Source organism: Paenibacillus sp. SAFN-054 (assembly GCF_051966755.1).
In the GTDB taxonomy this organism is placed as follows: Bacteria; Bacillota; Bacilli; order Paenibacillales; family Paenibacillaceae; genus Paenibacillus_AQ.
This window is the reverse complement of the sequence record NZ_JBQCKS010000002.1, coordinates 859687-881786: the sequence shown is the minus strand read 5'-3', so window position 1 is coordinate 881786 and position 22100 is coordinate 859687. Positions and strand designations below refer to the sequence as shown.

Below are 22100 nucleotides of genomic sequence, written 5' to 3'. Positions count from 1 at the left end.
CGGGAAGACCCACGTTTAGATGGTGTCTTCCCGTTTTTTAGTTGTCCGCCAGAATGCGGTAGGATTATTGAGTATTTTGTCGTAATAGCAAGAATAATAGCAGATTATTAGCGGAAATTAAATCGAAAAAGCGAAAATAATAGTAATAAATACCCAATTATGTTTTATATTGTTGTCTGTTTCGCTACCCTGTCTTATAATGAGTCATAAGCCCTAAGTATTTTTGGCGAAAGTTGAAGAGAGGAGGAAATATATGATAAAAAGTGAGCAGTTATCCCTAGCAAGACAGCTTGATATGGTGTTCAAAGAGCTTGAAGAAGAGCTATCCGGCCTATCCTCCGGAACAGTGTTTGTGCAAATACGCAATAATACGATCGGCAAGTTCGGGATTCGTCATAATCCGCTGGAGGGTCGAAACGGGGAGCTTCGTGTGGAAGATCCGGGATTGACGGCGGTCCAATACGCTTCTTTCCGGATCATGGCGCTGGAGAGCCTGAAGCATAAACGGCACTGGACCCACGGTGAAATTAGTTATGAGTTTGCCGTTCGGCAGGGCATGATCGTGGTCGACGCGATTCTTGAATCCAACTACAATATGGCTAATTTGATGATTCGCTATCCGAGACATACATATCCAGATGCTCTTACGGAAATTTTCTGATCCAATGAACTCATTATATTTATCATGATTTATTCCATAGCCATACCTAAAACCATATCGCTTTATTTAAAGTGAATAGCTTGAAATGAGCAAGGGCGACATAATAAGAAGTAAGCCATACGAAATAACGCGAAAAAAGGCAACCTTTTTACAAAGGCTGCCTTTTCCTGCGGAATTACCGCAAGATCCGCAGGAAGCTCACGCCTTGCCGCGGATCGACATGATATCACAATTACAAATGCCCCTTAAAAGCACGATTATTGTTGACGACCGGAAAGCTGTTGTTCAGCCATTTGTACCAGACGTTTTGTAATATAGCCTCCCAAAGAACCAGTCTCACGGGAAGTCATATTGCCATAATAACCGTCGGCTGGAATTTGAACGCCCAGCTCTTGAGCAGCTTCAAACTTCATTTGTTGAAGTGCGGAGTTTGCTTGAGGTACGACCAGATTGTTGGAGCGGCTACCGCGTCCTTGGTTTTGTCCTGCTTGACCCATGTTTGTCACCTCCTTTGAACTTGTTGAAGTTATTATGGTTTTAAAGATTTGAAAACATACAGCAACAGAGGACGAAAGTGAATGGAAATTTATAGAAATCTACGACAAAAAGGCGATTTTCCGACATTCATCGAAAAACCGCCCTTTACTTTGATATATTATTTTAGGACTCGGGAGGGTAAATCATATCCAAATGCAAGTCCATTTCAATGGTCTGCTTGGGTTCGAGGCGAATCAATCCGGTAACATCGGGCCCTGCCGGAAGATTGGGAGCATTCGGCAGCCAGGTATATGGCTCAATGCACAGAAAGTCGCCCGCTTCACCTTTGGTGTAAAGCACCCAGTGCTTATAGAATTTAGGATCTGCCGAGTATTTGAGACCGTAGCCGTCACTGCGCAGCAGAGTAGCCACCGCAGGCTGGCCCTTTCCGATCCTAAAAAGCGTGTCGAAATTCGTTCCTTGCAGGTTCAGTCCCTCATTTAATGATTCCAAAGGCCCTAACGGCAGTACGTCGCCTGTCGTTAGCAGGTCTTGGTCCAGCCCGTAAATGGCGTCTACAGGCAGCTGAAGGGTCCATTCGCCTGGTTGTCCATCCAAGAGAAACCAAGTATGATAACCGATTCCGAAAGGGACGGGGTGGTCGCCCATATGAGTCACCTTCAAACGCTGGGTCAACCGGTCGCCCTGGAGCCGCAATGTCATTTCAAGCTTCAGGGGGGCAGAGAACTGCTCCATCCAATGCGGATCATCCGCAGTCAAAAATTCAGTCGTAACGGCGCAGCCATCCTCATCTTCTTCAATGTCGCTGACTCTCCAGGGCTGGGTACGATGCAGCCCGTGAATATGGTTATCGCCTGCGGTATTGCGGTCAAATTGGTACTCGCGGCCTTCATATTCAAAGTGGCCTCCGCGGATTCTGCCCGGCGGAATGAGCATCGGCATACCGAAATGATAGGGTTTTTGCATATAAAATGCCAAATCGTTTTCGTCGGGTCTTCGTACGACTTGTCTGTTCTGGATGTTGTCCCGGATGGAAATCACATTGTTCCCCAGCCACGGCAGCAGCGTGACTTCAAGCTCGCGACTATGAAGGATGTACGTGTCGTAACCATTCCATTGCCCCTTGGTCACTTGTTTCATATCGATGCTCCTTTTCCCACTAACTTTAGTTCATTTCATATATCATAACAGATTTCGCGGCGGGAGGTAAAAAACGAATTATCCCTGGATGGATTGCTTAGACGCCAAAATATGGAGCCTGCAAAAAGAGGTTTGACAATTTGGTGACTTCAGCGATATCATAAGCATTGCATAAAGGCTTTCAATGATTATGGAACACGATGACAGGGACAAGTAAGCAAAGACGGCATAACCTTCAGAAAGCCGGTGGTTGATGTGAACCGGTGGGGCCGATTTTGCCGAATGGACCCTCGAGTGCCGCGTTGAACGGAAGAATTGATCTTCCCGCGTAGACCGGCCGGCTAATTCCACGTTAAGGAATGTAAGGCTGCCTGGTTTTTTTAGCGATGCCAGTACGTACGGTACTGCGCCTGATACCAGGTTGCAAATAAGGGTGGCACCACGGTCTCACGTCCCTTGCGGGCGTGGGGCCTTTTTGTATATTCAAAAACAAGATGGAGGGATTTTCATGAAAACCGTTCTTTCCGGAATTCAGCCGAGCGGCAAGCTTACGCTGGGCAACTATATTGGAGCCATGAAAAATTTCGTGAAGCTTCAAAATGATTATGCTTGTAATTTCATGGTCGTGGATCTGCATGCCATCACAGTAGCACAGGAGCCGAAGGCTCTAAGGGAACAGTCTGAAGCGGTAGCGGCCTTGTTCATTGCGGCCGGAATCGATCCGGAGAAAGCCAATGTGTACATGCAGTCCCATGTACCTCCGCATGCGGAGCTCGGATGGATCCTGACGACGCTGACGTCCATGGGCGAACTCGAGCGAATGACACAGTTCAAAGACAAGACGGCGGGAAAAGAATCCGTAGGTGCGGGCCTGTTCGTGTACCCATCGCTCATGGCCGCAGATATCCTGGTGTATAATGCCGATCTGGTACCGGTAGGCGAGGACCAAAAGCAGCATCTGGAGCTTGCACGTGATTTGGCGGGACGCTTCAACCATCGTTTCGGAGAATATTTCACGATTCCGGAGCCGTATATTCCTGAAGTCGGCGCACGGATTATGTCACTTGACGACGCGTCGAAAAAAATGAGCAAGAGTAATCCGAATCCCGGCAGCCACATCACGCTGCTTGACACGCCGGACGAAATCCGCAAAAAAATCAGCCGGGCGACAACGGACTCCGGAAAGGAAGTACGTTACGACCCAGCCGAAAAGCCGGAAATCAGCAATCTCATGAGCATCTATTCGGAGTGCTCCGGGATGTCTCTGACCGAAATTCAGAACCAGTATGAGGGACAAATGTACGGCGGCTTCAAGAAAAACCTGGCCGAAGTCGTTGTCAGCGTACTTGAACCTTTGCAAAAGAGATATTATGATATCCGTGAATCCGGACAGCTCTACGACATTTTGGCCAAAGGCGCCGATCGGGCCATGGAAACCGCTTCGCGCACGCTGACTGACGTGAAGGAACGGATGGGCTTCCTGCTGCCAAGATAAACGGCCAGGAAGGATGCGCTATTCCGTTTTCGCTCCGTGCAGACGGTTTTGCTTGGCCTTGATTACAAAGCCCCATCCGATATTACAGATCGCCAAGACGCCTACCAGGAGCGCCAGCCAACCGTTGTAGCTGATGCAAACGGCTGCGGCTCCGAGAAGAAGGATGGACGAACAGGCGAACCATAGGGATAAACCTTTACTCATTGTAAAAAACCTCCAGACAAGATATGAATTCTTTTCTGCATAACTCCTAGCGACCGAGCCATACTAAGCTTGCAAGCTTGTTACTAACACACACGCAGAAGTGGAAGGGAGATTTTACGATGGCTCAATCTCGTTCAAACAATCTGGTAGTACCGCAAGCAAAAACGGCTTTGCAACAAATGAAAATGGAAGCTGCTCAGGAACTGGGCGTTCAAATTCCGCAAGACGGATACTATGGCAACATGACTTCCCGCGAAACAGGTTCCCTGGGCGGATATATTACCAAGCGTCTCGTTCAAATGGCTGAACAATCCATGTCCGGTCGTCAATAATCGATAAATCTCGGGCCCGGCACGCATTCTAGCGTGCCGGGCTTTTCTTGTGCGTGTCTCTAGGGTGATTCTCTCCTAACGGGCGATTTTCGTCAAGGCTCAAAATCGAGTGAAATGCATAAAAAAGGGCCGCTTCCGACAGAGGGAAGCAGCCTGTATTATAATATGAAGCTTTTAGCCTGAATTGATGGACAGCCTCTTATCCATTTTCTTGGCGCTGAGCCATCCTACATACGTATTGATCGGCTGAAATTGCTTATCCATGACGAGCACGGCCACGAACGGATACTGCTTCCGGTGGCGGTAGCGCACATCGGCCCAGCGGACGATATAACCCCATGGCAGATTCTCGACTTCGGCGACGGCGAACGAGGTAAAGTAGAGAAATGCCTGCACGTCCGGATGCTGCTTGGAATGCTCGATAGCCGGATGCTGCTCAGTGTACGCGTGCTTTCTCCATTCCAGTTCGCTGCCGTTCATGACGCCGATCTCGTAGCTGCCGTCCGTCAGTGCCTTGACGATATGCCATTTGTGAAAGGATACGGTTGGAATGACATAGTATCGTTCGCCGGGCTGACGAGTGGCGTCCAGTCGCTTGACCTCGGCGGTTTTGACGGAATGGGCAATCGTGCGCCAGACGTAATAAACGGCAGTGAGAATGTACAGTCCCGCAAATAAAGGCGCGGGCTTTGCCGCTCCGGTGCTCCACAGCAGAACGGCTGCGGCATGAGTCGTAAAAATGAACGGATCAAAAATGTGAATGATATTCCAGGATATCCATCGCTCCGAGAAAGGGCGAGCGGCCTGGGTTCCATACGTATTAAACAAATCGCTGAATACATGAACGCAGACGGCGATTCCTGTCCATAGCAGGATGTGTCCCGCTGGCTCCGTTCGAAACAGAAGGGCCAGTATGCTGCCGATCAGCGCAGTCCAAATGACGAGAAAGGGAAGCGAATGCGTAATGCCCCGGTGGTTTTTTACGTATAGGGCATTGCTCTTAAAGCGCAGGAGCCCGTCAAAATCCGGGGCCTGAGAACCGATGACCGTACCCAGCAGTACGGCAGTGGCAAGCGCTGGGCTTGCAGCAACCGCCGGATCAACATAGGCGAGACCGGCCAGACTGAGTCCCATCACAAAATGTGTGGCTGTATCCATTACCATGTCTCCTTCGTGTTGTTCTTATCATTCATTGTAACAAATCCGGAAATGCAAATCCCGCCGCGGCTAGGTGCGAATGTGAGGATTCTGCAAATCCTGCTGTTCCAAGTTTTCCTTATTATAGTTACTACCCACTTTGGGATGAATATATAAGGGATTGACCATACTAAAATGTGTCACCGAATTGTCAAAATAGTGAATGATTTTGGAGAGGATTGTCAAACACTTTTAACTTTTGATATGATAAACTTTATAGCGGAGGCATCTTTCCTCCACAATGACAGAATAAGGAGGATTCTTAAGGCGTGGACAATCATTTAAGTTACCAGGCTCCTTCGGATTCCGCAACGCTTTCCATCAAACAGACGCCGCCGGATTCATCGGCTACGTGGAAAGATTTCATCACACTCACGAAACCCGGGATTATCCGTTCTAACTTAATTGCTGTTTTTGCAGGCTACTGGGTCGCTTCGCAATGGGACATCCAGTTTGGCAAAATGATTTTGACTCTGCTGGGAACCGTGCTGGTCATGGCTTCTGCCTGTGTATATAACAATTATTTTGATCGTGAACTCGATACCAAGATGGAACGTACGAAGAACCGCACCCTTCCATCCGGTCGCTTGAAGCCATCCGTTGTTCTTTGGTATGCTTTCATACTCGGTGTTATAGGACTGGCTGATCTGTTTATCTTTTCAGGCGTTCTGGCCGGCATATTCGGTGCGATCGGGATGTTCGTATACGCCATTGTATACACCATGTGGCTGAAACGGTCTTCGACATGGAGCACATCGGTTGGCGCCATCTCCGGCGCGATGCCTCCATTGATCGGTTACGTGGCTGTGACACACCGTGTCGATATGGGAGCCATTCTGCTGTTCGCTCTGCTGTTTCTGTGGCAGCCGCCGCATTTCTGGGCACTGGGCATTCGCCGCGTGGAGGAGTACAGAGCAGCCGGTTACCCGCTTCTGCCTGTTGTGAAAGGAATTAAGCGCACGAAAATTCAGATTATTCCATATCTGGTGCTGCTGGTTCCGATTCCGATTTTGATGTATACGTTCGGTTATACCGGTATTTACTTTATGATCATTGGTACGCTGCTGTCACTCTTCTGGCTGTATCTCGGCATCAAGGGACTGACGGCGAAGGACGACGACGCTTGGGCGAAGAAATTGTTCATTTTCTCGATCAATTACTTGACCTTGAGCCTGATCGTGATGATCCTGAACACGGTGCATTAACAATATATAGCGATCAAATCCCATGGATGCATGGGATTTTTTCTGGGAAACAGGCATGAACAGCATAGGAAAGCTGTGCTGCGGCTCGTAATGCATGGGAGAGAGGGAGATTTATACACATGTTGAAACGTTATAAATGGACGTGGATCCTGCTGGCAGTCATTATTGTCATGGCGGGCTTTCTGATCTACACCAGTACGGGACTTGGCAAATCCAAGCTGCCGGTATTGGGACAGGTTGAGGATTTTTCCTTTGAGAATGTAGATGGCAAGACGGTGTCACGGGATGATACGAAGGGGAAAGTAAGGCTCTTTTACTTCTTTTATACCAGCTGCCCGGATGTATGTCCCGTAACGACCTTCCTGCTCTCCCAGACACAGAAGCAGCTGATCAACGACGGTACGTTCGCCAAGGATGCCGAATTTGTCTCGATCTCCTTCGATCCGAAGGTGGACACCCGGGAGAAAATCAAGGAATTCGCAGATAAATTCTACGTGGATTACAACGGTTGGTATTTCCTGAGGGGCGAAGATCAGAAGATCAGGGATCTTGCCGAAAAATCATTTAAAATCGGCATCATGGGCGATAACAAGGATAACTTTGCCCACTCGAACATCATCGCTTTGGTCGACCGCGACAACAAGGTGCGCAAGCTGTACAATGCGAATGATACCGACAACGTAACCGCCGAATCGCTTGCCAAGGACGTTAAAGACCTGGCCAAAGAGTAAATCGGCTGAATCAAATGGGTTGAAGTAAATCCGGAAGCGCCCTGCATGCAGAACCGAGAGACTGCTGCAGAGGCGCTTTTTTGCATGCATCTTCTACGCTTGGAAAGGGGCTGCCGGATAGATGATGTATTCTTCCAAGCCTGCCTTTTCGAGCTGAGCAACGAGATATTCATCTGGCGTACCTTCGACGCCGGGGTAACCGCGCCGGGTGTATATATGCCCCGCATCGGGAAATGCATCCCGAAGAACACCGCGTATTTTTTTGCCGGAGCTGTCGTTATCCATGAATAAATACACTTCTTCCTCCCGAATCTCTTTGCGGAGGGACTCCAGTTTGGCGGAGCTCAGCGTGCCGAATGTGCAAAGGATGCGGATGTCCTCCTGAAGCAGGCGGCGGAGCTTGCTGCGGTCGTTTTTTCCTTCAACAATGATGAATATAGACAAGAAGAATCACCTCGGTACGGGAGCAGCATGAATGCTCCTATCGAAATTCCCCGGGAAATGTTGAAAAACATTCGAGCCGGTTCCTCCTTAGTGTAGCTCTTTTCCGGCAAGGCATGCAAAAAACAAGACGATCTTTCCCCGGCAAAGGAAGATCGTCTCTTTGTATTATAGAAATCCTATGCTTTCCATAAGCTGAACCATTCTTCTATAATCGCTTGACACCATTATGCCGAAAGGCGCTATTCCTAAGCAGGTGCGCCGATCGGCATTTTTCTCAAGGTTGGTATCAGACTAGCACCAGAAGGCGCGCAGAATAATCACCAGCAAGATAAAGAGTACCAACACAATACCGACATTGCTGTGGCAACCCGTAGCGACTGGAGAAACGACTGGTGCTACATTCGCAACCGGTGCTACAGGACCGCAGCCGCAGTGACCTAAATGACTCATATCTAATCACCCCGCTCTCTAAACTGGTCGATGACACAATGTATCCTATGTGGGTAGAGGGCTGAAGTATTGTGCAATGGCCTATGGGGATGGATTTAGGTGTTTACCTACTACAAGGCGCTAGGCAGCCGGAGTTTGGTTTGCCTGAGGGGCCAGAAAGGAACCTGGCTTGCGGCTGATCGGAAGGAGCATGAGGCCGACCATCAGCAGGACGAAAGCAATAAAATAAGGCGACACCACGGTGCGCAGCTGTCCGGCGGCAATCGGGCCGACAAACGAGCCAACCGACATGGCGATGGACTGCAGCGAGAAGACCCTGCCTAGCTTGGTGCCGCCGCTGAGTTGAATGAACAGCGAAGCCATGGCCGGGAAGATCATTCCTTTGGCCATCCCGAGGACAAAGAGCGTAGCAGTCAGCGGGATGAATTGCAGGGCGGCCAACCCGTAAAAGCAAACGGCAAGCAGGAAGATACCGCCAATGACCCGTTTATAGGGAGAGTAGCGGTTCACGAACAGCATGCTTAGCGTGACCAAGGCGCCAAGGCTCATGATGGAGAATAAAATCCCGGTCGACATGATGCCGTCCGTGCCGGCCGCTCGAAGCGGAAGCTCAAAAAACAGGACTCCCTGCGAGCAGGAGATGACGAAAGGCAGAATATATATGCGCCAAGGAACCTGAAGCCTCGTGTCTGCTGCAGGTTGCTTCCCGTCCGGTAGCGCGGCTTCGGATCGTGCAGCTTGCGGAAGCTTGGCGGGCACGCTGAACACAGCCATAATGCCGGTCGCGATGAGCAGCCAGCCGAGGCTTTGGAAGGTGGCCGAGTAACCGGCTTTGGCGACAATGAAAGCACCCGCTGCAGGCGATACGACAGAGGCGAGGGTATGAACGACGCCATGGCCTGACATGAATTTGCCTTGAGTTACTTTGTCCGAGGTGAGCGAAGCCAGCAGCGTCAGGCAGGCAGGGGATAGGAAGGCCAGGACAAAGCCGCTGATGGAACGCAGCACGAGCAGCTGCCACGGATAATGAACCTGGGACTGCAGCAGCAGCACGATGCCGGCTGACACGAGGCTGAAAATGATATAACGGCGGCTGCCATGCCTGTCGATCACGGTTCCCGCAATCAGATTGCCCGGCAAATGCGTGAGGGCGTAAATGCCCATCATCCAGCCGATAAAGACAGGTGCTGCCCCGAGAGATACGGCGAACGGAGTTAGGATGGGGTACTGGGCATGAAGGTCGAAGAAAGCCAGGAACAAAAACATGTACAGCCATATGGCGGTTTTCACTTGAGCAGCTCCTTTCTTGTACCAAAGACAAGCAATCTCTATAGATGTACGCCTGTACCGTTCCGAATAGACCCGTTTATTTGACCGGGGAAAGCCGCCGGATGCCGGGTTGCCCCGTCTAAAGCCGGGGAGACAGCCTGCAAGGGAATCATGTATAATCTAAAAGGCGGACCTCACGCATGCATGGGGCCCGATAACAAGTTTGTGGCTGATGGGAGTGGTAAGGGGAATGAATACGCAGGTTTGGTCCGACTTTTTACAGCAAAACTGGCTGGTGATCGTTATTGCTCTCATTGTGCTGTTCGTGGTCCTGAATCTTGTCAAGACGATGGTGAAGTGGGCTTTGGTCATTATCATCGTCATCGCAGTCGTGGTATACAGCGGGGTCTCACTTGAGAAGATCAAAGACGTCGTGAACGATGTGAAAACGGAGACCGTCGACAATCTGAAAAGCGAAGCGACGAACCTCATGATGAAAGAAGCAAAGGAAGCCAAATATACGGCGGATGCAGCCGGAAACTTCACGATTACGACGCCTAATCTGGAGATGAAGGGCCAAAAGGGCAAGGACAAGGTAGAGGTATCACTGCGGGGAGTATCGCTCGGACAGTGGAAAATAAGTGATACCGTCCAATCGTTTATTGCCGAATCCAAGAACAACTCGAATGTAACGTCAGGCCAATAAAGCAGGCTTTTTCCATGCCGTATGGTGGAAGGGGGTCATCTAATGCTGGAATCATGGATGAAGAGTCTGCAGGAATTGAACATCATTTCGATTTTTCTGCTGTTGATTATGCTCGTCTCCCTGCTGCAGGGATGGCGCCGCGGGGCGTCGCGATCGGCCGGAAGGCTCCTCTCCCTGCTGAGGGAGGGAGTCTTTATTTTGGTGGCGCTGGTGCTGTCCGTTCCATTTACGCTTTGGGTGTCGCCGAAAGTGCAGGAGTGGCTCACGCAGCACACCTGCGCCATGCCAACCCGTGATTTGAAAACCTGGGAGCAAATATACTATACATTTATGTCTTCAATGGCTGATTTTCCGCTGCTGCGTTTCGCGGTGCTGTTCATTCTCAGCTACAGCATCATCCGCCTGCTGATGCGCTGGTTGACGGTGCTTGTGTTCGGCGGGAAAGGAGCGATGTTCGCACCGGGCACGCGCCAGTCCTCGTCGATATTCAGCCGCTTGTCCGGGGCGCTGATCGGCCTCTTGATCGGAGCCGGAAGATGTATCGTCGTCGTGGCTCTGCTGTTCGTGTATGCTTCATTGTATCCGAATTCGACTTTCACCCGCTATGTGGAAGCCTCGCCGATATACCAGGAAGGTGCACAGCGGGTCATTGAACCGCTGTCGGGCCATTTGGTGAAGGAGAAGCTGCCGGTATTCACGAAAGCCGTCGAAAAAGAGCTCAGCGGCATCATGCAGCGCAAGTACGAAGTGATCGATCATGCCATTCCGGACGATATCGATGCGGCTGCGGCCGACATCGTCCATGGGGCGAAAACGGATGAGGAGAAGGCCCGGCGGCTGTACGACTGGGTCGGCTCGCGCGTACAGTACGACTACGGCAAGGTCGACGACTATGAGCAGAAGGGAATCTGGCATGAACAGAACCCGCAGGAAACGTTCGACACGAAAAAGGGAGTCTGCATAGATTATGCCCGCCTGTACGCGGTGATGGCAAGATCGCAGGGACTTCAGGTTCACGTCGTCACCGGACAAGGATACAACGGGCAGGGAGGCTACGGGCCGCATGCCTGGAATGAAGTGTATTTAAGCGAAAAGGGCAAATGGGTTCCTTTGGACCCGACCTGGGCCCAAAGCGGAGACTGGTTTAATCCGCCGAATTTTGCGGCAACGCATATCCGGGACGGCGTTCTCACGTGATCACGGAACAGGGACCAAACAAAAGGAGCTGTACCGCATGCCAGGATGGGCATGCTGGTACAGCTCCTTTGTTCATGGCGGCATTATGCCGGCAGTTTGATTTTTTGCCCCGGATAGATCAGGCTGGCATTCTTGATATGGTTCAGCTTCTGCAGCTCTCTCCAGGTAGTTCCGTATTTCAGGGAAATGGAGTAGAGCGAGTCGCCTTTCTTCACGATATAGACGCTTGCTGCAGGAACAGGAGCCGGTTTGGCCGGTTCAGGCTGCGGCTTCACGACAGGTGCTGTCGGTTTCTCCGGCTGCGGTGCAGGTGCCGCTGGAGCCGCGCCTTCGGTGATGCGTCCTTGCGGCTCGGAAGGTACCTTGCCGCCCTTTTGGATGTAAGAGATCAGCGCTTCATCCAGTGCGCCGTACATGCCGGCTTGGGAATACTTGCTGAACATGGTGTACTGGTCGCCGCCGATCGACATGAAGTCGTTGGTAGCGAGCGTATAGGTTGCTTTGGGATCCAGCGCTTTATCGCCGACCTTGACCGTGTGGACACGGCTGCCCTTCGGCTTGGATTTGTCGATTTGGAAGCTGACGCCGGATACCTGCGGGAAGCCGCCTTTGGATTCCGGATAATCCGATACGCCGTTCTCAAGAGCGGCCACGATGTCTTCGCCCGTCACTTTCAGCTGCACGATCTGGTTGCCAAAAGGGAGGACGGTGACGATGTCGCCTTTCGTAATCGTTCCGGCTTCGATGGAAGCGCGGATGCCGCCGCCGTTGGTCATGGCGATATCCGATTTGCTCACATCGCGCATCGCATCGGCCAGGAGATCGCCGAGGTTGGTTTCACTCGTGCGAGCTTTCTCGCGGGAGCCTTCAAGCTTCACCGGGGTTTCGCCGACTTTCTCTTTCAGAATCGGCTCCTGCTCCTTTTGGATGGAAGCGACGAGGGAAGCGACTTTGTCATCTGGCTTAATGTCAGCCGCTGCTTTCTCATCCACGAGCTTCGCTTCCTTCTTCACGATTTTGCCGCCGTCTACCCACAAATCCACGACGCCGACATATTTGGTGTATTCGCCCGCGCTGGCAATCAGTGTACCGTTATCGGCATTCAGCCCGTGCTCGAGCACGGTATGGCTGTGTCCGTCGATGAACACGTCGATGCCGGGCACTTCTTTGACGAGCTTCAAGCTCGTATCAGTGGTGGATTTGTCTTCGCCCAAATGGCCGACGGCAACGATAACATCGGTTTTATCCTTGAGCTCGTCCACCATTTTCTTGGCTTCGGCTGCCGGGTCGGCGAACTTCAGGCCTTCCACGTTCTTCGGACTGGTCTTATAGGCCGTTTCCGGCGTGCTGAAGCCGATGATGCCGATTTTTACGCCGTCGATTTCTTTAATGGTATAAGGTTTGAAAAGATCGTTTCCATCGGATTTTTTGACATTGGAGCTCAGCATCGGGAATTTCAGCATCTGGGAAAGCTCGACCAGACGATTCCAGCCATAGTTGAACTCATGGTTGCCGGGCGCCATCGCATCATAGCCCATTTCGTTCATGACCTTTACGATGCTCTCACCGCGAACCAGCGTGGCAAAAGGCGTGCCGTGAACGGCATCTCCTGCATCCAGCGTCAGGGTGTCCGGATTTTGGCTCCGGTATTGGTTGAAAATGCCTTTGACCTTCGCGAATCCCATCTCGGGTGAAGAGGCGACGGCACGCGCATGCATGTCGTTCGTGTGCAGGATCGTAATGTGCTTGCCGATTGGCGCTGCCGCAGCAGCGTCCTTCGCGGGTTCTTCCGCGGCCGCAGCCGTTCCGATCGAACCGACCAGCAGCCCGGTGCTCAGCAGAAGGGATGTGAACCATTTACTTTTGACCATGTAGCTTCATGACCTCCCATAGTGAATAGATATTGTTTCACATGAAAGGAGCCAAGCTGCTTCCCAGCCTGTTCCATATCACACACCTATATTCTAATAGACTATCGGAAAGGTGTAATAAGACTTGCGAATCATTTATTATCCTATGGTTGAAAAAAAGTTTGCATCTCCGGCGGGATTCCGCTCCGCCTGAAGTAATCCTGCACGGTCTCTTCCTGCCGGATGCTCGTCCCCATTGTCAGCAGCAGGATGGCAAAGCGGTTGGCCTGCCGCTCGAGTTTGCCCGGCGCGAAATAGGAGTGCTCCTCCAGAAAGAATCGGTTGATACCCTTATGCAGCCGGTCGTGCCCAAGCTCATGCGCGCAGACGAATCGCTGCCACTCGGGAGAGAGTCCGTTGTGGATCACGATAAATCTCCTTCGCAGCTTGCGGTAATACAGCCCCTTGGTGGATTTGCCGAGATCGGTGTAGCGGATATGTATGCCCAGCGCGCCGGCAAGCTCGAAGGGACAGCTGGTTTTGTGTTTGCGTGTAAGCTTTCGAATGATATCATCCACAGTGTTCACCTGCTTTGTCGGTTGTGGCCAAAAGGCGGGGGCGCGGGGCGTATTATTGTCCATTTCCGCGATGATTTTTCTTCCGCTTATTCATGTGCTTGGCCTCCCAGAACAGCCCCGTCAGCACATCTTTGATCCGCTGCTTGTCCTCCTGATCCAAGGGGATGCCGTCAAACATCAGCTCACCGTCTTCCTCCAGCATCTTTTTGAAGTCGCGCTTGTCCTTGGAAGTAGCCCATGCAGGTGCCTGCTCGGCAGCTTTCAGGTTACCGTCGTCTTCGAAGTAACCGGCCGCGCTCATCAGCTCGTTGTAAGGAGCTCCCAGCGCATCGGCCAGCTTGCGGATGGTGGGGGCTTTGGGAATGCCGCGCACGCCGTTCTCCATCCGGGATATCTGCGAATTGCTGATCCCTGCCGCTTCCGCCAGCTGGTTAATCGTGTACCCTTTTTGCTCCCGCAAACTTTTCATCATGCTTCCGAATTCATTCTCCACCATACTCCAACTCCTTCTAGCAAGTTTCCATACTTTATAGGCTACTATACCCCTTTGTTGCCAAAAGGTAAAGAAAATAGGTGATTTTGATACCAAAAGGCATAAAAGAAAGGGGATTCATCGTAATATCCTTGGAAAAGCTTCAAATTTGCCGTTTTACGATATTAACCAAATAGTGGTATGTTAACATCATTATACGAACAAAAATACGAACATGCTACCTGTAATTTAAACTTTTGATATGAAGGAGTGTATTTCTATGGTAAAAGGATTGCCTGAGCTTGACCGCCGCAAAACCCAAACCGCTGTTGAGGGATTGCTTGAAAAATACCGTATCTATAAAATGATCACCTTTGAAGCAAGGGAAGCCAGCGTGACGGCCTCCTACACGGAGCGCTTTCATGGACCGACGAACGTGACTTCCGATCAGACCGCACAAATTGCCGCTTACAACGTGGACGTGCCTGCGGCGCGCAAAGCCTATTGTGAAATGATCGAATCGATCGTCGATCGCCTATCGGAAAGGGAGCGGACGGTCATCCTTGAACGTTACATGAAGCAGGACGAGGTGTTCGACTATAAGATCTATAACTATGTTCTGGACCCGCCGGTCAGCAAGGATACGTACACGAAAATCCGGACCAAAGCGTTCTACAAAATGGCGCTGGCATTCGCGGACCGCGGACTGCTGGGGCTGGAGGAGCTGCAAAAGCCGCAGAAGGGAAAGTGAGTTGACAGAAAGTGGTCCGAGCGTGATTGCTAAAAGAATAGGGAACTGCTCATGCGAACCGCCTGTCTTACCAGCTGTAAGGGGCGGTTTTTCTGTGTGCGGAAGTTTGTTGCGTTGGGGAGATCATTCATGTCGAGTTATATTGCGTATGATTACGCTACATACTATAATGAAGGCAATAGAAAGGAGACGTGACATGAAATACACCCTTAATTTGTTCGGATATGCCGTGGACTGCGGACTCGCCTTTACGGATGGAAACATGCGGATTGAAATTGCAGAGGAGGACCAGGCTTCCTTAAAAGCGTATTTGCGCCGGGTGCTGGTGAAATATGGACGTGATATGCAGGATACCGACACCCTGGAAGCATTGGTGCAGGATGCCATCGAGGTGGAAAAAAGCATGAACGGCCACTTGAGCGAACCCAAGCTGAAGCTGCCGTACGAGTTCCAACCCGAAATCAAGGAGAAATTGATCGAAGCAGCCGAGCTGCAGGATATGTCCGCGACTCAGCTGCTTATACGGCTGATTGAGCGGAAGTACCAAAGCGTATTTGGAGAGGAGGCCTAAGGCATGGCATACGGAAATAAGGTGAAATTCCATTATGATATTCCTGCCTATATCAAAGCGCAGCTGGCCGCGACGGCGAAAAAGTTGAACATGACCGCCACGGAGCTGCTCTCCCGGACGATTGAAGAAGAGTACGCGCGCGTGACAAACCTGAAGGACGATACAAAATCTAATTAAAAGCCAACTCGTCCGCCATGCGGGACAGCGTCCGGATGCTGGAGAGGGGCATGCTCTCATAGGCGTAATCCGGATCATTGAAATCTGCCGAAAAGCAGTGGCAAACGGTATAGCCTTCAAGCAGATTCGTTTCGATCAGGAACAGCTGGATCTGGCCGCTCGCCTTGGACAGCTTATAATGGAAACGGGATGCGGAATCGGCTTTGATCACCGCGACAGCGGCACGCCTGACGTTGCCGGGAATTTGGCTTAAGAGCTTAGCCAGGCTGGCCGCCGTGAGAACCTGGGTGGACTTCGACATCGATTGCAATTGGATCAACCCCTTTGTGAAGATGAGGCTCGAATGCCAAGATGGCAGTCTTGGGTTCATTCCTCTCTCTTCAATCATAACAAACGTATGTTCGGGTTAGGGCTGTTTTTTTTCGATATTTGGGCGGTTTTTTATCGAGCCTGTGCATAACCGCGCGCTGAACAATCATAAGAAGTCCTCCAATATCCGCTTGGGGACTTCTTTTTTAATGCGAACGGCCTATTAAAATATACGAACATACATTCGTACGTTTTTCATCCGAGCAAGCTCTGCAAACCGTCCGTTTCACCGTCAGCGCATCCGATCCACGGGTGTAAGATGGTATCATCGGAAATGAACACAAGAGGACAACCTGAAGACACGAACAGTCATAAGTAAGCCGGCCCACCTGGGGCCGGTTTTTTTGGCAGGAATGGTCTGTCGTAATTCATTTTCGGTGCGAATGTCGGGTGGAAAGGGGGAGAAAGACTCATGATTGAGACAGCGGATCGGAAGTCCGCGTTATGAGGGCAGCGGTTAAACAGGCGATCACGGACATCATTCCGCCGTTGACGGACCGGCTGTATGATGTGCAGCCCCCGGCGGAAGAGGCGGGTGAACCGTACGGCATCATCGCTCTGGGAGAAGAAATCTGGAAATCCTCCTGGGCAGGGTATCGGCAGGTGATCCGGCTGAAGCTTTCCACTGGTGCTGCCGGGCTGGAGCAGGCGGATGCGTGGGCGGACGCTTTAATCGCCGGGCTTCATCACAAACGGGTTGCGAGTAAGGAGGGCCCTCCGTTTACGCTCTATTATCTCGGGGCACGGGAGGCCGAAAGATTGGAGCCTGCCACAGGCGCGGCCTATCGGGTACTGCGCTTCAGCGTTTACAGGCCGGAAAGGCAGGCGGAGCCGGATATCCGTACCGACGGATGGCTGGAGGCTCTAGCGGATTGGACAAGCCGCAAGCTTGGCGGCGAATGGTCGGTCTACCATACCGCGTGGCCGTCCGGGCGGGCCGATTGTTCGGTGCTTTGGCGGCTGGCCGGGTGCGAGACCCGAATGGCGGGGGCTTCCTTATATGAAGTCCGCAAGCGGTTTACCGGACATGTCGCCGGAGCGGATGCCTCAAGCGAGCTGCTGGCTGCCGTGAGCCTAATCGAAGGATTGGGTGCGGAAGTGCAGCTTCTTATCGATGCCGATCAGCGCAAATACATGTCGGTGGCGGAGATTACCGCGGATTTGCAGGCGGATGCATTTCTGGAAGGACAGCTTCATCTGACGGTGGTGCAGCGCCGGATGCGTCCGGCGGAAGAGGCGGCATTGATCCGCAGGGTGGATATTCATCCGATTTTGAAATGAGGTGGCCGATATGGCAGCGAAAAAAACGAATACAAGCAAAGCAGCGGAAAATATGGACGGTGGACACCGCTATACGCTTGCTGAGCTGGTGGAGCATGCCGAAGATCTGTTTGACGTGAAAGCGGAAGTGATGGCGGGCGCTTTGTACGGCATGGTGGATCCATGTTGGACGGTATCCGAAGCAAAACAAAAAATCGAACAATTCATGAAAGCGAAGGTGGATGAATGATGGCAGGCGGCACATGGGAGAACACGAGTAAACCGGTATTGCCGGGATTGTACATGAATTTCAAAGCGGCGGCAGCGTCCGCGATCCAAGGGGGAGACCGCGGCACCGTGGTCGTACCGGTGAAAGCCAACTGGGGACCCGTGCGCGAGTTTGTGGAGATCGGCAGCGAGACAGCGATTGCGCAGGTGTTCTCGGCCGATACGCTGGACGGCGCAACGGCTTATCCATCGCTCTATTTGGCGCTGCTTGGCGGTCCGAAGAAGCTGCTAGCCTACCGTTTGGCGGACGGCACGGCTGCGGCGGCCAGCGTCACGCTCCAGAACGCGGATGCTTCCCCGGCAGACGTCCTGCAGCTGCAGGCCAAGTATCCGGGCAGCCGCGGCAACGGTTTTACCGTGACGGTTCAGCCGTCCCTGAACGATCCGAACGCCAAGGAGCTTCGCCTCTATGAAGGAACCAAGCTGCTTGGCACCTACAGAGGCATGGACGGTACCGCGGAATCCCTGGCGGCACAGATCAACGGGGATCCGGGCAACGCATGGCTGGAGGCCAAAGCGCTCGAACAAGGAGGCGTTCCTGCCGATATCAGCGGCGCAGCCTTGGCGGGCGGTGTGAGCGGCAGCGGCAGCCTGACGAACGCGGATTACATCGCCATGCAGGAGGCGGCGGAAGGCCAGAGCTTTGACGTGCTGGCGCTGGATTATGCGCCCGATATGGCCCTGCTGCAAAGCTTTGCGGCATGGATCAAGCGTCTGCGCCGCGAAGGCCGGGGCGTGATGGCCGTCTTTGGCGGCTCTGCTGCGGATGACGCTTCCAAGGATGCGGTGAAGCTGGCTTCCGCCCGGTCGCTCGCATTGAATCATGAAGGAATCGTCAACGTGGGGACAGGCGTCAAGCTCGCCGGAACGGACTATAGCTCCGCTCAAGCAGCAGCCTATGTAGCCGGTCTGATTGCAGGCCAGCGGCTCAACCAGTCCGCAACGTACGCGGTGACGCCATTCGAAGATGTAACCCGCCGCTGGACCCGTTCCGAGCAGGAGGAAGCGGTGAAAAGCGGCGTATTCCTGCTCTTTTTCGACGGCCGTCAAGTCAAAGCGCTGCGCGGCATCAACAGCTTGACGGGAGTGGCTGAAGGACAGAACAACGCTTGGAAAAAGATCCGCTCGATCCGCGTTATGGACGCGATCAATGCCGACCTGCAGCGTGCGGCAGAAGAGACCTACATCGGCAAAGTGAACAACACCGAGGAAGGCCGATTGGCGCTCATCGGGGGGGTCAAAGAGTATTTGGCGCAGCTGTCGCTGAGCAATGTCATCGAGCCGGACGGGTACGACGTCATTCTCGACCCTGCGTACTACGGCGCTGCGGCGGTGAATCAGCCGGAGCCGGATCAGGTGTTCCTGCAGTGGAACGTGAAGCTGACCGACGTGATGGAGCAGCTGTTCGGGACCTTTTACGTGCAATAAAGCTTAAATGTTAATCGGACTAATATTATTCAAAATACGAGGAGGAACAAACAATGTTGGATGCTTCACGAGTCATTATGGGGACCTACGGACAAGCCTACATCGACGGGGTATGGCAGACGCATATCAATAAGCTGGAAGCCAGCGTGGAATTGGAAAAGCGGGAGCTGAACCTCGTCGGGAACGACTGGAAGGTGCACAAAAACGGCATCAAAAAGGGCAGCGGCACAATGAGCGGCTACAAGGTGACCTCTGATATGATTCAGCGCGGCTTCACCAAATTCGATATCATCTCCAAGCTGGACGATCCCGAATCCTTCGGCCATGAGCGCGTGCGCCTCATCCGCTGCATGCCGGACAAGATCCAGCTCGCCAACTGGACTGCCGGTGAAGAGGTGCAGGAGGAGACCACGTTTACCTTTGAAGGCTATGAGCTGGTAGACCCGATCGTCGGCGATTAAAGTGCACTACTATAAAAATTCATGTCAAAGGAGAATGATAAATGAGCTTGCATGAGCACATGACGGAGGAACAAATTCTGGACAGCCTGTTCGAGGCTGCGGAGACCTTGCCGGAGGAGACCGTATGCATCAAGCGCCTCGATATGCGGATCGTGCTGCACGGCCTGACCTCCAGCAAGGTGGACAGCATCCGCGAGCGCTGTATGGTTCGCCGGACCGTGAAAGGCTCGGTGGAGGAAAAGGTCGACGGCGAGACGTTCAACGCGCTACTGATCGCAGAGGCGACCGGTAAACTGGAAGTCAAGGGGCTGAGCCTGAGCGGCTGGGGCGATCCGCGCATTACGAGCCGCATGAAGCTGTCCGGCGGGGAACAGGCAGTGCGCCGCATGCTGCTGGCCGGCGAGCTGGACGCGGTCGGGGACAAGGTGCTGGAGCTGTCCGGCTTCGGCGTCGAAATTGAAGACCTAAAAAACTGATCGGCTCCGGGGGAATGACGACGATGCTGTACCATCTGTGGGTGCGGCATCACCTCCGTCCCGGAGATTTCTGGCGGCTGCCGCGCGGCGAGCGCCTGCTGCTGCTGGCTTTTGCGGAGGAGGAGCTCGGCCGCATGGCCGGCCAAAAAGCATAAAACGAAAAGGAGGTGAATCCAAAATGGCTGAAACGTTGAATTACCGCATGAACCTGGTCGTCGAGCCCAAGAACATCGTCAAAGCGAACCGCGAGCTGCGCGCCATGGAGCGCTATTTCGAAAGAATCCAGGGACGCGTGCTGCGCATCGGCCGTACCCGCATGGCGCCGGAAATTGTGCTGAAGGACCGGGCTTCGGCGGGGCTGGACGGAATCCTCGGCAGGATTAACAAGGTGAAGTCGCAGATTGTGCAGGCGTCGGGGACGGTGACTTTGAAAGTCAGGCAAGAACAGACCAAAGAGCAGTCGAGCGGAAAAAAGCATGCGATGAAGGTCCCCCCAGCGCCAAAGATGGTGCTAATCTTTCCGGATTTTTCGCCGATCATTCAAGCCGTAAACACAAACTCGGTAGCATCGATGCTCAATTCTCGCCTGTTAGTTACAAACGCCGGTTACCTAGCCAATTTAGCCAATGCGCTAAACTCCATTAAAGTTGGCGGCTCTGGTCCCAAAGAGGAAGAGAAGCCGAAGTCGTTGTGGGAAAAGTTTAAGTCGGGAGTGTCTTTTGCTAAAAATGCGACAGCGACGGTTAAGGGAATTACTGATACACCTGAAAAGGCAAAAGAGGTTTGGAAACATATGAAGCCCGATGGAGGAAGTACCACCAAAAGTGAAAAATTAACAAGCATGGCTAAAAACATGTGGAAAAATAAAAAGAATCTTGGCAAGTCTTCTGTTGACCTATTTTCTACATTAACCGAAACCCTTGAAGGCGGCACAGGAGTAGCCGACTCCGTTATGGGTCTTTTCTCGGGAGGCAGTTCAGGCAGTTCAAAGGCCATCACCGAGTCCATAAGCGAGGTAGCCGGGAGCGGCTCAGGCATCGCAGGCAAGTTGCTGAAGGCTGGCGGGAAAAGGATGTTTCCCGTTGCGGGATATGCCTTAGACGCCATTAATATCGTGAAGGCCAAGCCAGGCAAGGAACGCGCTCAAGCCATCGGCTCGGCTGCCGGCGGAACACTGGGTTCCGTGGTGGGCGGCGCCCTCGGCACCGTGATTCTACCGGGAATTGGATCCGTTGTCGGTTCAACGCTAGGCGGCATGGCGGGTGATCTGATTGGCGGGAAGTTAGGGGGGATGGTTTCTGATCAGATTCCTAAAATTAAAGATTCCTTTAATTCCGTGAAGGGGTGGTTCTCCAAAACCTTTTCCGGTAAAAAGGACAAGCCTAAGGATAAAGAAGACATCTCTAAGAAACCTGATGTCATTACCGCACCATACAATCCGGAAAAGCAGCCATTAATCAAAAACGCTCCCTACATGCCGGACAAACCGCCAGCAATCCATACTGCACCACTGATTCAGGGACCCCAGCTGCAGTATTCGAATCCAAATATGTTCAGGACTGGACCTGGGCTGCAGTCTAATGTAACGAATAACGGCATGATGTCAGGCGGAAAAATGCCGCAGATCATTCAAATCAGCCCTGAGCAGATGACTGCCTTTTCGGGCTTGTTGCAGGATTTTAAAACAGAAACGACGGTGAACTACAACCTGCCTCCGGGAGCCGTACAGGTGACGGTTCACGAGGAGCATCCGATTGACGTCGAGGGCTTGATCCAGCAGATCGGCCAGCGGCTCCGAGCCGAATTCCAAAAAGCAGCGCAAAACAAAAAGCCGATGTCTGTCGCCTACGCGTAACGAGGGATAACAGATATACCGGCTTTTATTGCTGA

26 protein-coding genes are annotated in these 22100 nt (G+C 52.4%); 16 read left to right on the top strand and 10 right to left on the bottom strand.

The features are described 5' to 3' along the window. Positions 1-253 precede the first annotated feature (253 nt). Positions 254-661: an O-methyltransferase gene (locus tag ACTHPM_RS15560; RefSeq protein ID WP_440395461.1), complete on the top strand. Its 408-nt coding sequence runs from the start codon at positions 254-256 to the stop codon at positions 659-661. A gap of 257 nt (positions 662-918) precedes the next feature. Here the strand turns inward: ACTHPM_RS15560 and ACTHPM_RS15555 are convergent, their stop codons facing one another. Beyond that, entirely contained in the window at positions 919-1158 is a 240-nt protein-coding gene (locus ACTHPM_RS15555; RefSeq protein WP_440395462.1) for a small, acid-soluble spore protein, alpha/beta type, read from the bottom strand. 163 nt (positions 1159-1321) lie between these two features. After that, positions 1322-2299, bottom strand: coding sequence for an aldose 1-epimerase (locus tag ACTHPM_RS15550; RefSeq protein ID WP_440395463.1), 978 nt, complete (start codon positions 2297-2299; stop codon positions 1322-1324). A gap of 508 nt (positions 2300-2807) precedes the next feature. Here ACTHPM_RS15550 and trpS point away from each other — a divergent pair. After that, positions 2808-3794, top strand: a complete 987-nt coding sequence (gene trpS, locus ACTHPM_RS15545) for a tryptophan--tRNA ligase (protein WP_440395464.1) — start codon at positions 2808-2810, stop codon at positions 3792-3794. 18 nt (positions 3795-3812) lie between these two features. Here trpS and ACTHPM_RS15540 read toward each other — a convergent pair whose 3' ends face one another. Beyond that, entirely contained in the window at positions 3813-3998 is a 186-nt protein-coding gene (locus tag ACTHPM_RS15540) for a hypothetical protein (protein WP_440395465.1), read from the bottom strand. 119 nt (positions 3999-4117) lie between these two features. Here ACTHPM_RS15540 and ACTHPM_RS15535 point away from each other — a divergent pair, with 119 nt between their 5' ends. Next, on the top strand, positions 4118-4330 hold the full coding sequence (locus tag ACTHPM_RS15535; RefSeq protein WP_440395466.1) for a small, acid-soluble spore protein, alpha/beta type: 213 nt from the start codon (positions 4118-4120) through the stop codon (positions 4328-4330). Between the two features lie 174 nt (positions 4331-4504). Here the strand turns inward: ACTHPM_RS15535 and ACTHPM_RS15530 are convergent, their stop codons facing one another. Continuing rightward, positions 4505-5488, bottom strand: a complete 984-nt coding sequence (locus tag ACTHPM_RS15530; RefSeq protein ID WP_440395467.1) for a metal-dependent hydrolase — start codon at positions 5486-5488, stop codon at positions 4505-4507. 308 nt (positions 5489-5796) lie between these two features. On the opposite strand from ACTHPM_RS15530, the gene cyoE reads away from it, so the two are divergent. Then, a complete protein-coding gene (cyoE, locus tag ACTHPM_RS15525) occupies positions 5797-6732 on the top strand; it encodes a heme o synthase (RefSeq protein ID WP_440395468.1) in 936 nt (311 codons plus the stop codon). 119 nt (positions 6733-6851) lie between these two features. Further along, positions 6852-7463: an SCO family protein gene (locus ACTHPM_RS15520; protein ID WP_440395469.1), complete on the top strand. Its 612-nt coding sequence runs from the start codon at positions 6852-6854 to the stop codon at positions 7461-7463. A gap of 93 nt (positions 7464-7556) precedes the next feature. Here the strand turns inward: ACTHPM_RS15520 and ACTHPM_RS15515 are convergent, their stop codons facing one another. Both ACTHPM_RS15515 and ACTHPM_RS15510 read right to left on the bottom strand, forming a co-directional pair. Continuing rightward, on the bottom strand, positions 7557-7907 hold the full coding sequence (locus tag ACTHPM_RS15515) for a toprim domain-containing protein (RefSeq protein WP_440395470.1): 351 nt from the start codon (positions 7905-7907) through the stop codon (positions 7557-7559). 570 nt (positions 7908-8477) lie between these two features. After that, complete coding sequence (locus ACTHPM_RS15510; RefSeq protein WP_440395471.1) at positions 8478-9647, bottom strand: MFS transporter; 1170 nt, start codon at positions 9645-9647, stop codon at positions 8478-8480. 229 nt (positions 9648-9876) lie between these two features. On the opposite strand from ACTHPM_RS15510, the gene ACTHPM_RS15505 reads away from it, so the two are divergent. Both ACTHPM_RS15505 and ACTHPM_RS15500 read left to right on the top strand, forming a co-directional pair. Beyond that, a complete protein-coding gene (locus tag ACTHPM_RS15505; RefSeq protein ID WP_440395472.1) occupies positions 9877-10332 on the top strand; it encodes a hypothetical protein in 456 nt (151 codons plus the stop codon). A 42-nt stretch (positions 10333-10374) separates the two neighbouring features. Beyond that, the gene (locus ACTHPM_RS15500; RefSeq protein WP_440395473.1) at positions 10375-11529 is read left to right on the top strand and encodes a transglutaminase domain-containing protein; all 1155 of its coding nucleotides are present in this window, start codon (positions 10375-10377) and stop codon (positions 11527-11529) included. A gap of 83 nt (positions 11530-11612) precedes the next feature. Here ACTHPM_RS15500 and ACTHPM_RS15495 read toward each other — a convergent pair whose 3' ends face one another. From ACTHPM_RS15495 to ACTHPM_RS15485, 3 genes are all read right to left on the bottom strand, one after another. Then, the gene (locus tag ACTHPM_RS15495) at positions 11613-13400 is read right to left on the bottom strand and encodes a 5'-nucleotidase C-terminal domain-containing protein (RefSeq protein WP_440395474.1); all 1788 of its coding nucleotides are present in this window, start codon (positions 13398-13400) and stop codon (positions 11613-11615) included. Positions 13401-13543: 143 nt separating this feature from the next. Continuing rightward, positions 13544-13957, bottom strand: a complete 414-nt coding sequence (locus ACTHPM_RS15490) for an ImmA/IrrE family metallo-endopeptidase (RefSeq protein ID WP_440395475.1) — start codon at positions 13955-13957, stop codon at positions 13544-13546. Positions 13958-14009: 52 nt separating this feature from the next. Continuing rightward, entirely contained in the window at positions 14010-14453 is a 444-nt protein-coding gene (locus ACTHPM_RS15485) for a helix-turn-helix domain-containing protein (RefSeq protein ID WP_440395476.1), read from the bottom strand. 256 nt (positions 14454-14709) lie between these two features. On the opposite strand from ACTHPM_RS15485, the gene ACTHPM_RS15480 reads away from it, so the two are divergent. From ACTHPM_RS15480 to ACTHPM_RS15470, 3 genes are all read left to right on the top strand, one after another. Then, entirely contained in the window at positions 14710-15180 is a 471-nt protein-coding gene (locus ACTHPM_RS15480; RefSeq protein ID WP_440395477.1) for an ArpU family phage packaging/lysis transcriptional regulator, read from the top strand. A 196-nt stretch (positions 15181-15376) separates the two neighbouring features. Beyond that, the gene (locus tag ACTHPM_RS15475) at positions 15377-15751 is read left to right on the top strand and encodes a hypothetical protein (RefSeq protein WP_440395478.1); all 375 of its coding nucleotides are present in this window, start codon (positions 15377-15379) and stop codon (positions 15749-15751) included. 3 nt (positions 15752-15754) lie between these two features. Continuing rightward, positions 15755-15928, top strand: coding sequence for a hypothetical protein (locus ACTHPM_RS15470; RefSeq protein WP_440395479.1), 174 nt, complete (start codon positions 15755-15757; stop codon positions 15926-15928). On the opposite strand, the gene ACTHPM_RS15465 is transcribed toward ACTHPM_RS15470, so the two are convergent. Then, positions 15921-16229: a hypothetical protein gene (locus ACTHPM_RS15465; protein WP_440395480.1), complete on the bottom strand. Its 309-nt coding sequence runs from the start codon at positions 16227-16229 to the stop codon at positions 15921-15923. The genes ACTHPM_RS15470 and ACTHPM_RS15465 overlap by 8 nt on opposite strands. A gap of 512 nt (positions 16230-16741) precedes the next feature. Here ACTHPM_RS15465 and ACTHPM_RS15460 point away from each other — a divergent pair. The 6 genes from ACTHPM_RS15460 to ACTHPM_RS15435 all read left to right on the top strand — a co-directional run bounded on the left by ACTHPM_RS15460 (position 16742) and on the right by ACTHPM_RS15435 (position 22065). Further along, positions 16742-17578, top strand: a complete 837-nt coding sequence (locus ACTHPM_RS15460; protein WP_440395481.1) for a hypothetical protein — start codon at positions 16742-16744, stop codon at positions 17576-17578. A gap of 10 nt (positions 17579-17588) precedes the next feature. Beyond that, positions 17589-17807: a hypothetical protein gene (locus ACTHPM_RS15455; protein WP_440395482.1), complete on the top strand. Its 219-nt coding sequence runs from the start codon at positions 17589-17591 to the stop codon at positions 17805-17807. After that, positions 17807-19273, top strand: coding sequence for a phage tail sheath family protein (locus ACTHPM_RS15450; protein ID WP_440395483.1), 1467 nt, complete (start codon positions 17807-17809; stop codon positions 19271-19273). Before ACTHPM_RS15455 ends, ACTHPM_RS15450 begins: the two co-directional genes overlap by 1 nt. Before the next feature lie 53 nt (positions 19274-19326). Continuing rightward, a complete protein-coding gene (locus tag ACTHPM_RS15445) occupies positions 19327-19734 on the top strand; it encodes a phage tail tube protein (RefSeq protein ID WP_440395484.1) in 408 nt (135 codons plus the stop codon). 41 nt (positions 19735-19775) lie between these two features. Next, positions 19776-20210 carry a phage tail assembly chaperone gene (locus ACTHPM_RS15440; protein ID WP_440395485.1) on the top strand — a complete coding sequence of 145 codons (435 nt, stop codon included), beginning with the start codon at positions 19776-19778 and terminating at the stop codon, positions 20208-20210. A 178-nt stretch (positions 20211-20388) separates the two neighbouring features. After that, positions 20389-22065 carry a hypothetical protein gene (locus ACTHPM_RS15435; protein ID WP_440395486.1) on the top strand — a complete coding sequence of 559 codons (1677 nt, stop codon included), beginning with the start codon at positions 20389-20391 and terminating at the stop codon, positions 22063-22065. Positions 22066-22100 lie beyond the last annotated feature (35 nt).

Bases quoted from the DNA above. Each gene is read 5' to 3' on its own strand.
- ACTHPM_RS15465 (WP_440395480.1), bottom strand. From the start codon at position 16,229: ATGTCGAAGTCCACCCAGGTTCTCACGGCGGCCAGCCTGGCTAAGCTC.
- ACTHPM_RS15560 (WP_440395461.1), top strand. From the start codon at position 254: ATGATAAAAAGTGAGCAGTTATCCCTAGCAAGACAGCTTGATATGGTG.
- ACTHPM_RS15450 (WP_440395483.1), top strand. From the start codon at position 17,807: ATGGCAGGCGGCACATGGGAGAACACGAGTAAACCGGTATTGCCGGGA.
- ACTHPM_RS15500 (WP_440395473.1), top strand. From the start codon at position 10,375: ATGCTGGAATCATGGATGAAGAGTCTGCAGGAATTGAACATCATTTCG.
- ACTHPM_RS15470 (WP_440395479.1), top strand. From the start codon at position 15,755: ATGGCATACGGAAATAAGGTGAAATTCCATTATGATATTCCTGCCTAT.
- ACTHPM_RS15530 (WP_440395467.1), bottom strand. From the start codon at position 5,488: ATGGATACAGCCACACATTTTGTGATGGGACTCAGTCTGGCCGGTCTC.
- ACTHPM_RS15435 (WP_440395486.1), top strand. From the start codon at position 20,389: ATGGCTGAAACGTTGAATTACCGCATGAACCTGGTCGTCGAGCCCAAG.
- ACTHPM_RS15475 (WP_440395478.1), top strand. From the start codon at position 15,377: ATGAAATACACCCTTAATTTGTTCGGATATGCCGTGGACTGCGGACTC.
- ACTHPM_RS15480 (WP_440395477.1), top strand. From the start codon at position 14,710: ATGGTAAAAGGATTGCCTGAGCTTGACCGCCGCAAAACCCAAACCGCT.
- ACTHPM_RS15555 (WP_440395462.1), bottom strand. From the start codon at position 1,158: ATGGGTCAAGCAGGACAAAACCAAGGACGCGGTAGCCGCTCCAACAAT.
- ACTHPM_RS15535 (WP_440395466.1), top strand. From the start codon at position 4,118: ATGGCTCAATCTCGTTCAAACAATCTGGTAGTACCGCAAGCAAAAACG.
- ACTHPM_RS15495 (WP_440395474.1), bottom strand. From the start codon at position 13,400: ATGGTCAAAAGTAAATGGTTCACATCCCTTCTGCTGAGCACCGGGCTG.
- ACTHPM_RS15440 (WP_440395485.1), top strand. From the start codon at position 19,776: ATGAGCTTGCATGAGCACATGACGGAGGAACAAATTCTGGACAGCCTG.
- ACTHPM_RS15445 (WP_440395484.1), top strand. From the start codon at position 19,327: ATGTTGGATGCTTCACGAGTCATTATGGGGACCTACGGACAAGCCTAC.
- ACTHPM_RS15520 (WP_440395469.1), top strand. From the start codon at position 6,852: ATGTTGAAACGTTATAAATGGACGTGGATCCTGCTGGCAGTCATTATT.
- trpS (WP_440395464.1), top strand. From the start codon at position 2,808: ATGAAAACCGTTCTTTCCGGAATTCAGCCGAGCGGCAAGCTTACGCTG.
- ACTHPM_RS15485 (WP_440395476.1), bottom strand. From the start codon at position 14,453: ATGGTGGAGAATGAATTCGGAAGCATGATGAAAAGTTTGCGGGAGCAA.
- ACTHPM_RS15550 (WP_440395463.1), bottom strand. From the start codon at position 2,299: ATGAAACAAGTGACCAAGGGGCAATGGAATGGTTACGACACGTACATC.
- ACTHPM_RS15505 (WP_440395472.1), top strand. From the start codon at position 9,877: ATGAATACGCAGGTTTGGTCCGACTTTTTACAGCAAAACTGGCTGGTG.
- ACTHPM_RS15540 (WP_440395465.1), bottom strand. From the start codon at position 3,998: ATGAGTAAAGGTTTATCCCTATGGTTCGCCTGTTCGTCCATCCTTCTT.
- ACTHPM_RS15455 (WP_440395482.1), top strand. From the start codon at position 17,589: ATGGCAGCGAAAAAAACGAATACAAGCAAAGCAGCGGAAAATATGGAC.
- ACTHPM_RS15460 (WP_440395481.1), top strand. From the start codon at position 16,742: ATGAGGGCAGCGGTTAAACAGGCGATCACGGACATCATTCCGCCGTTG.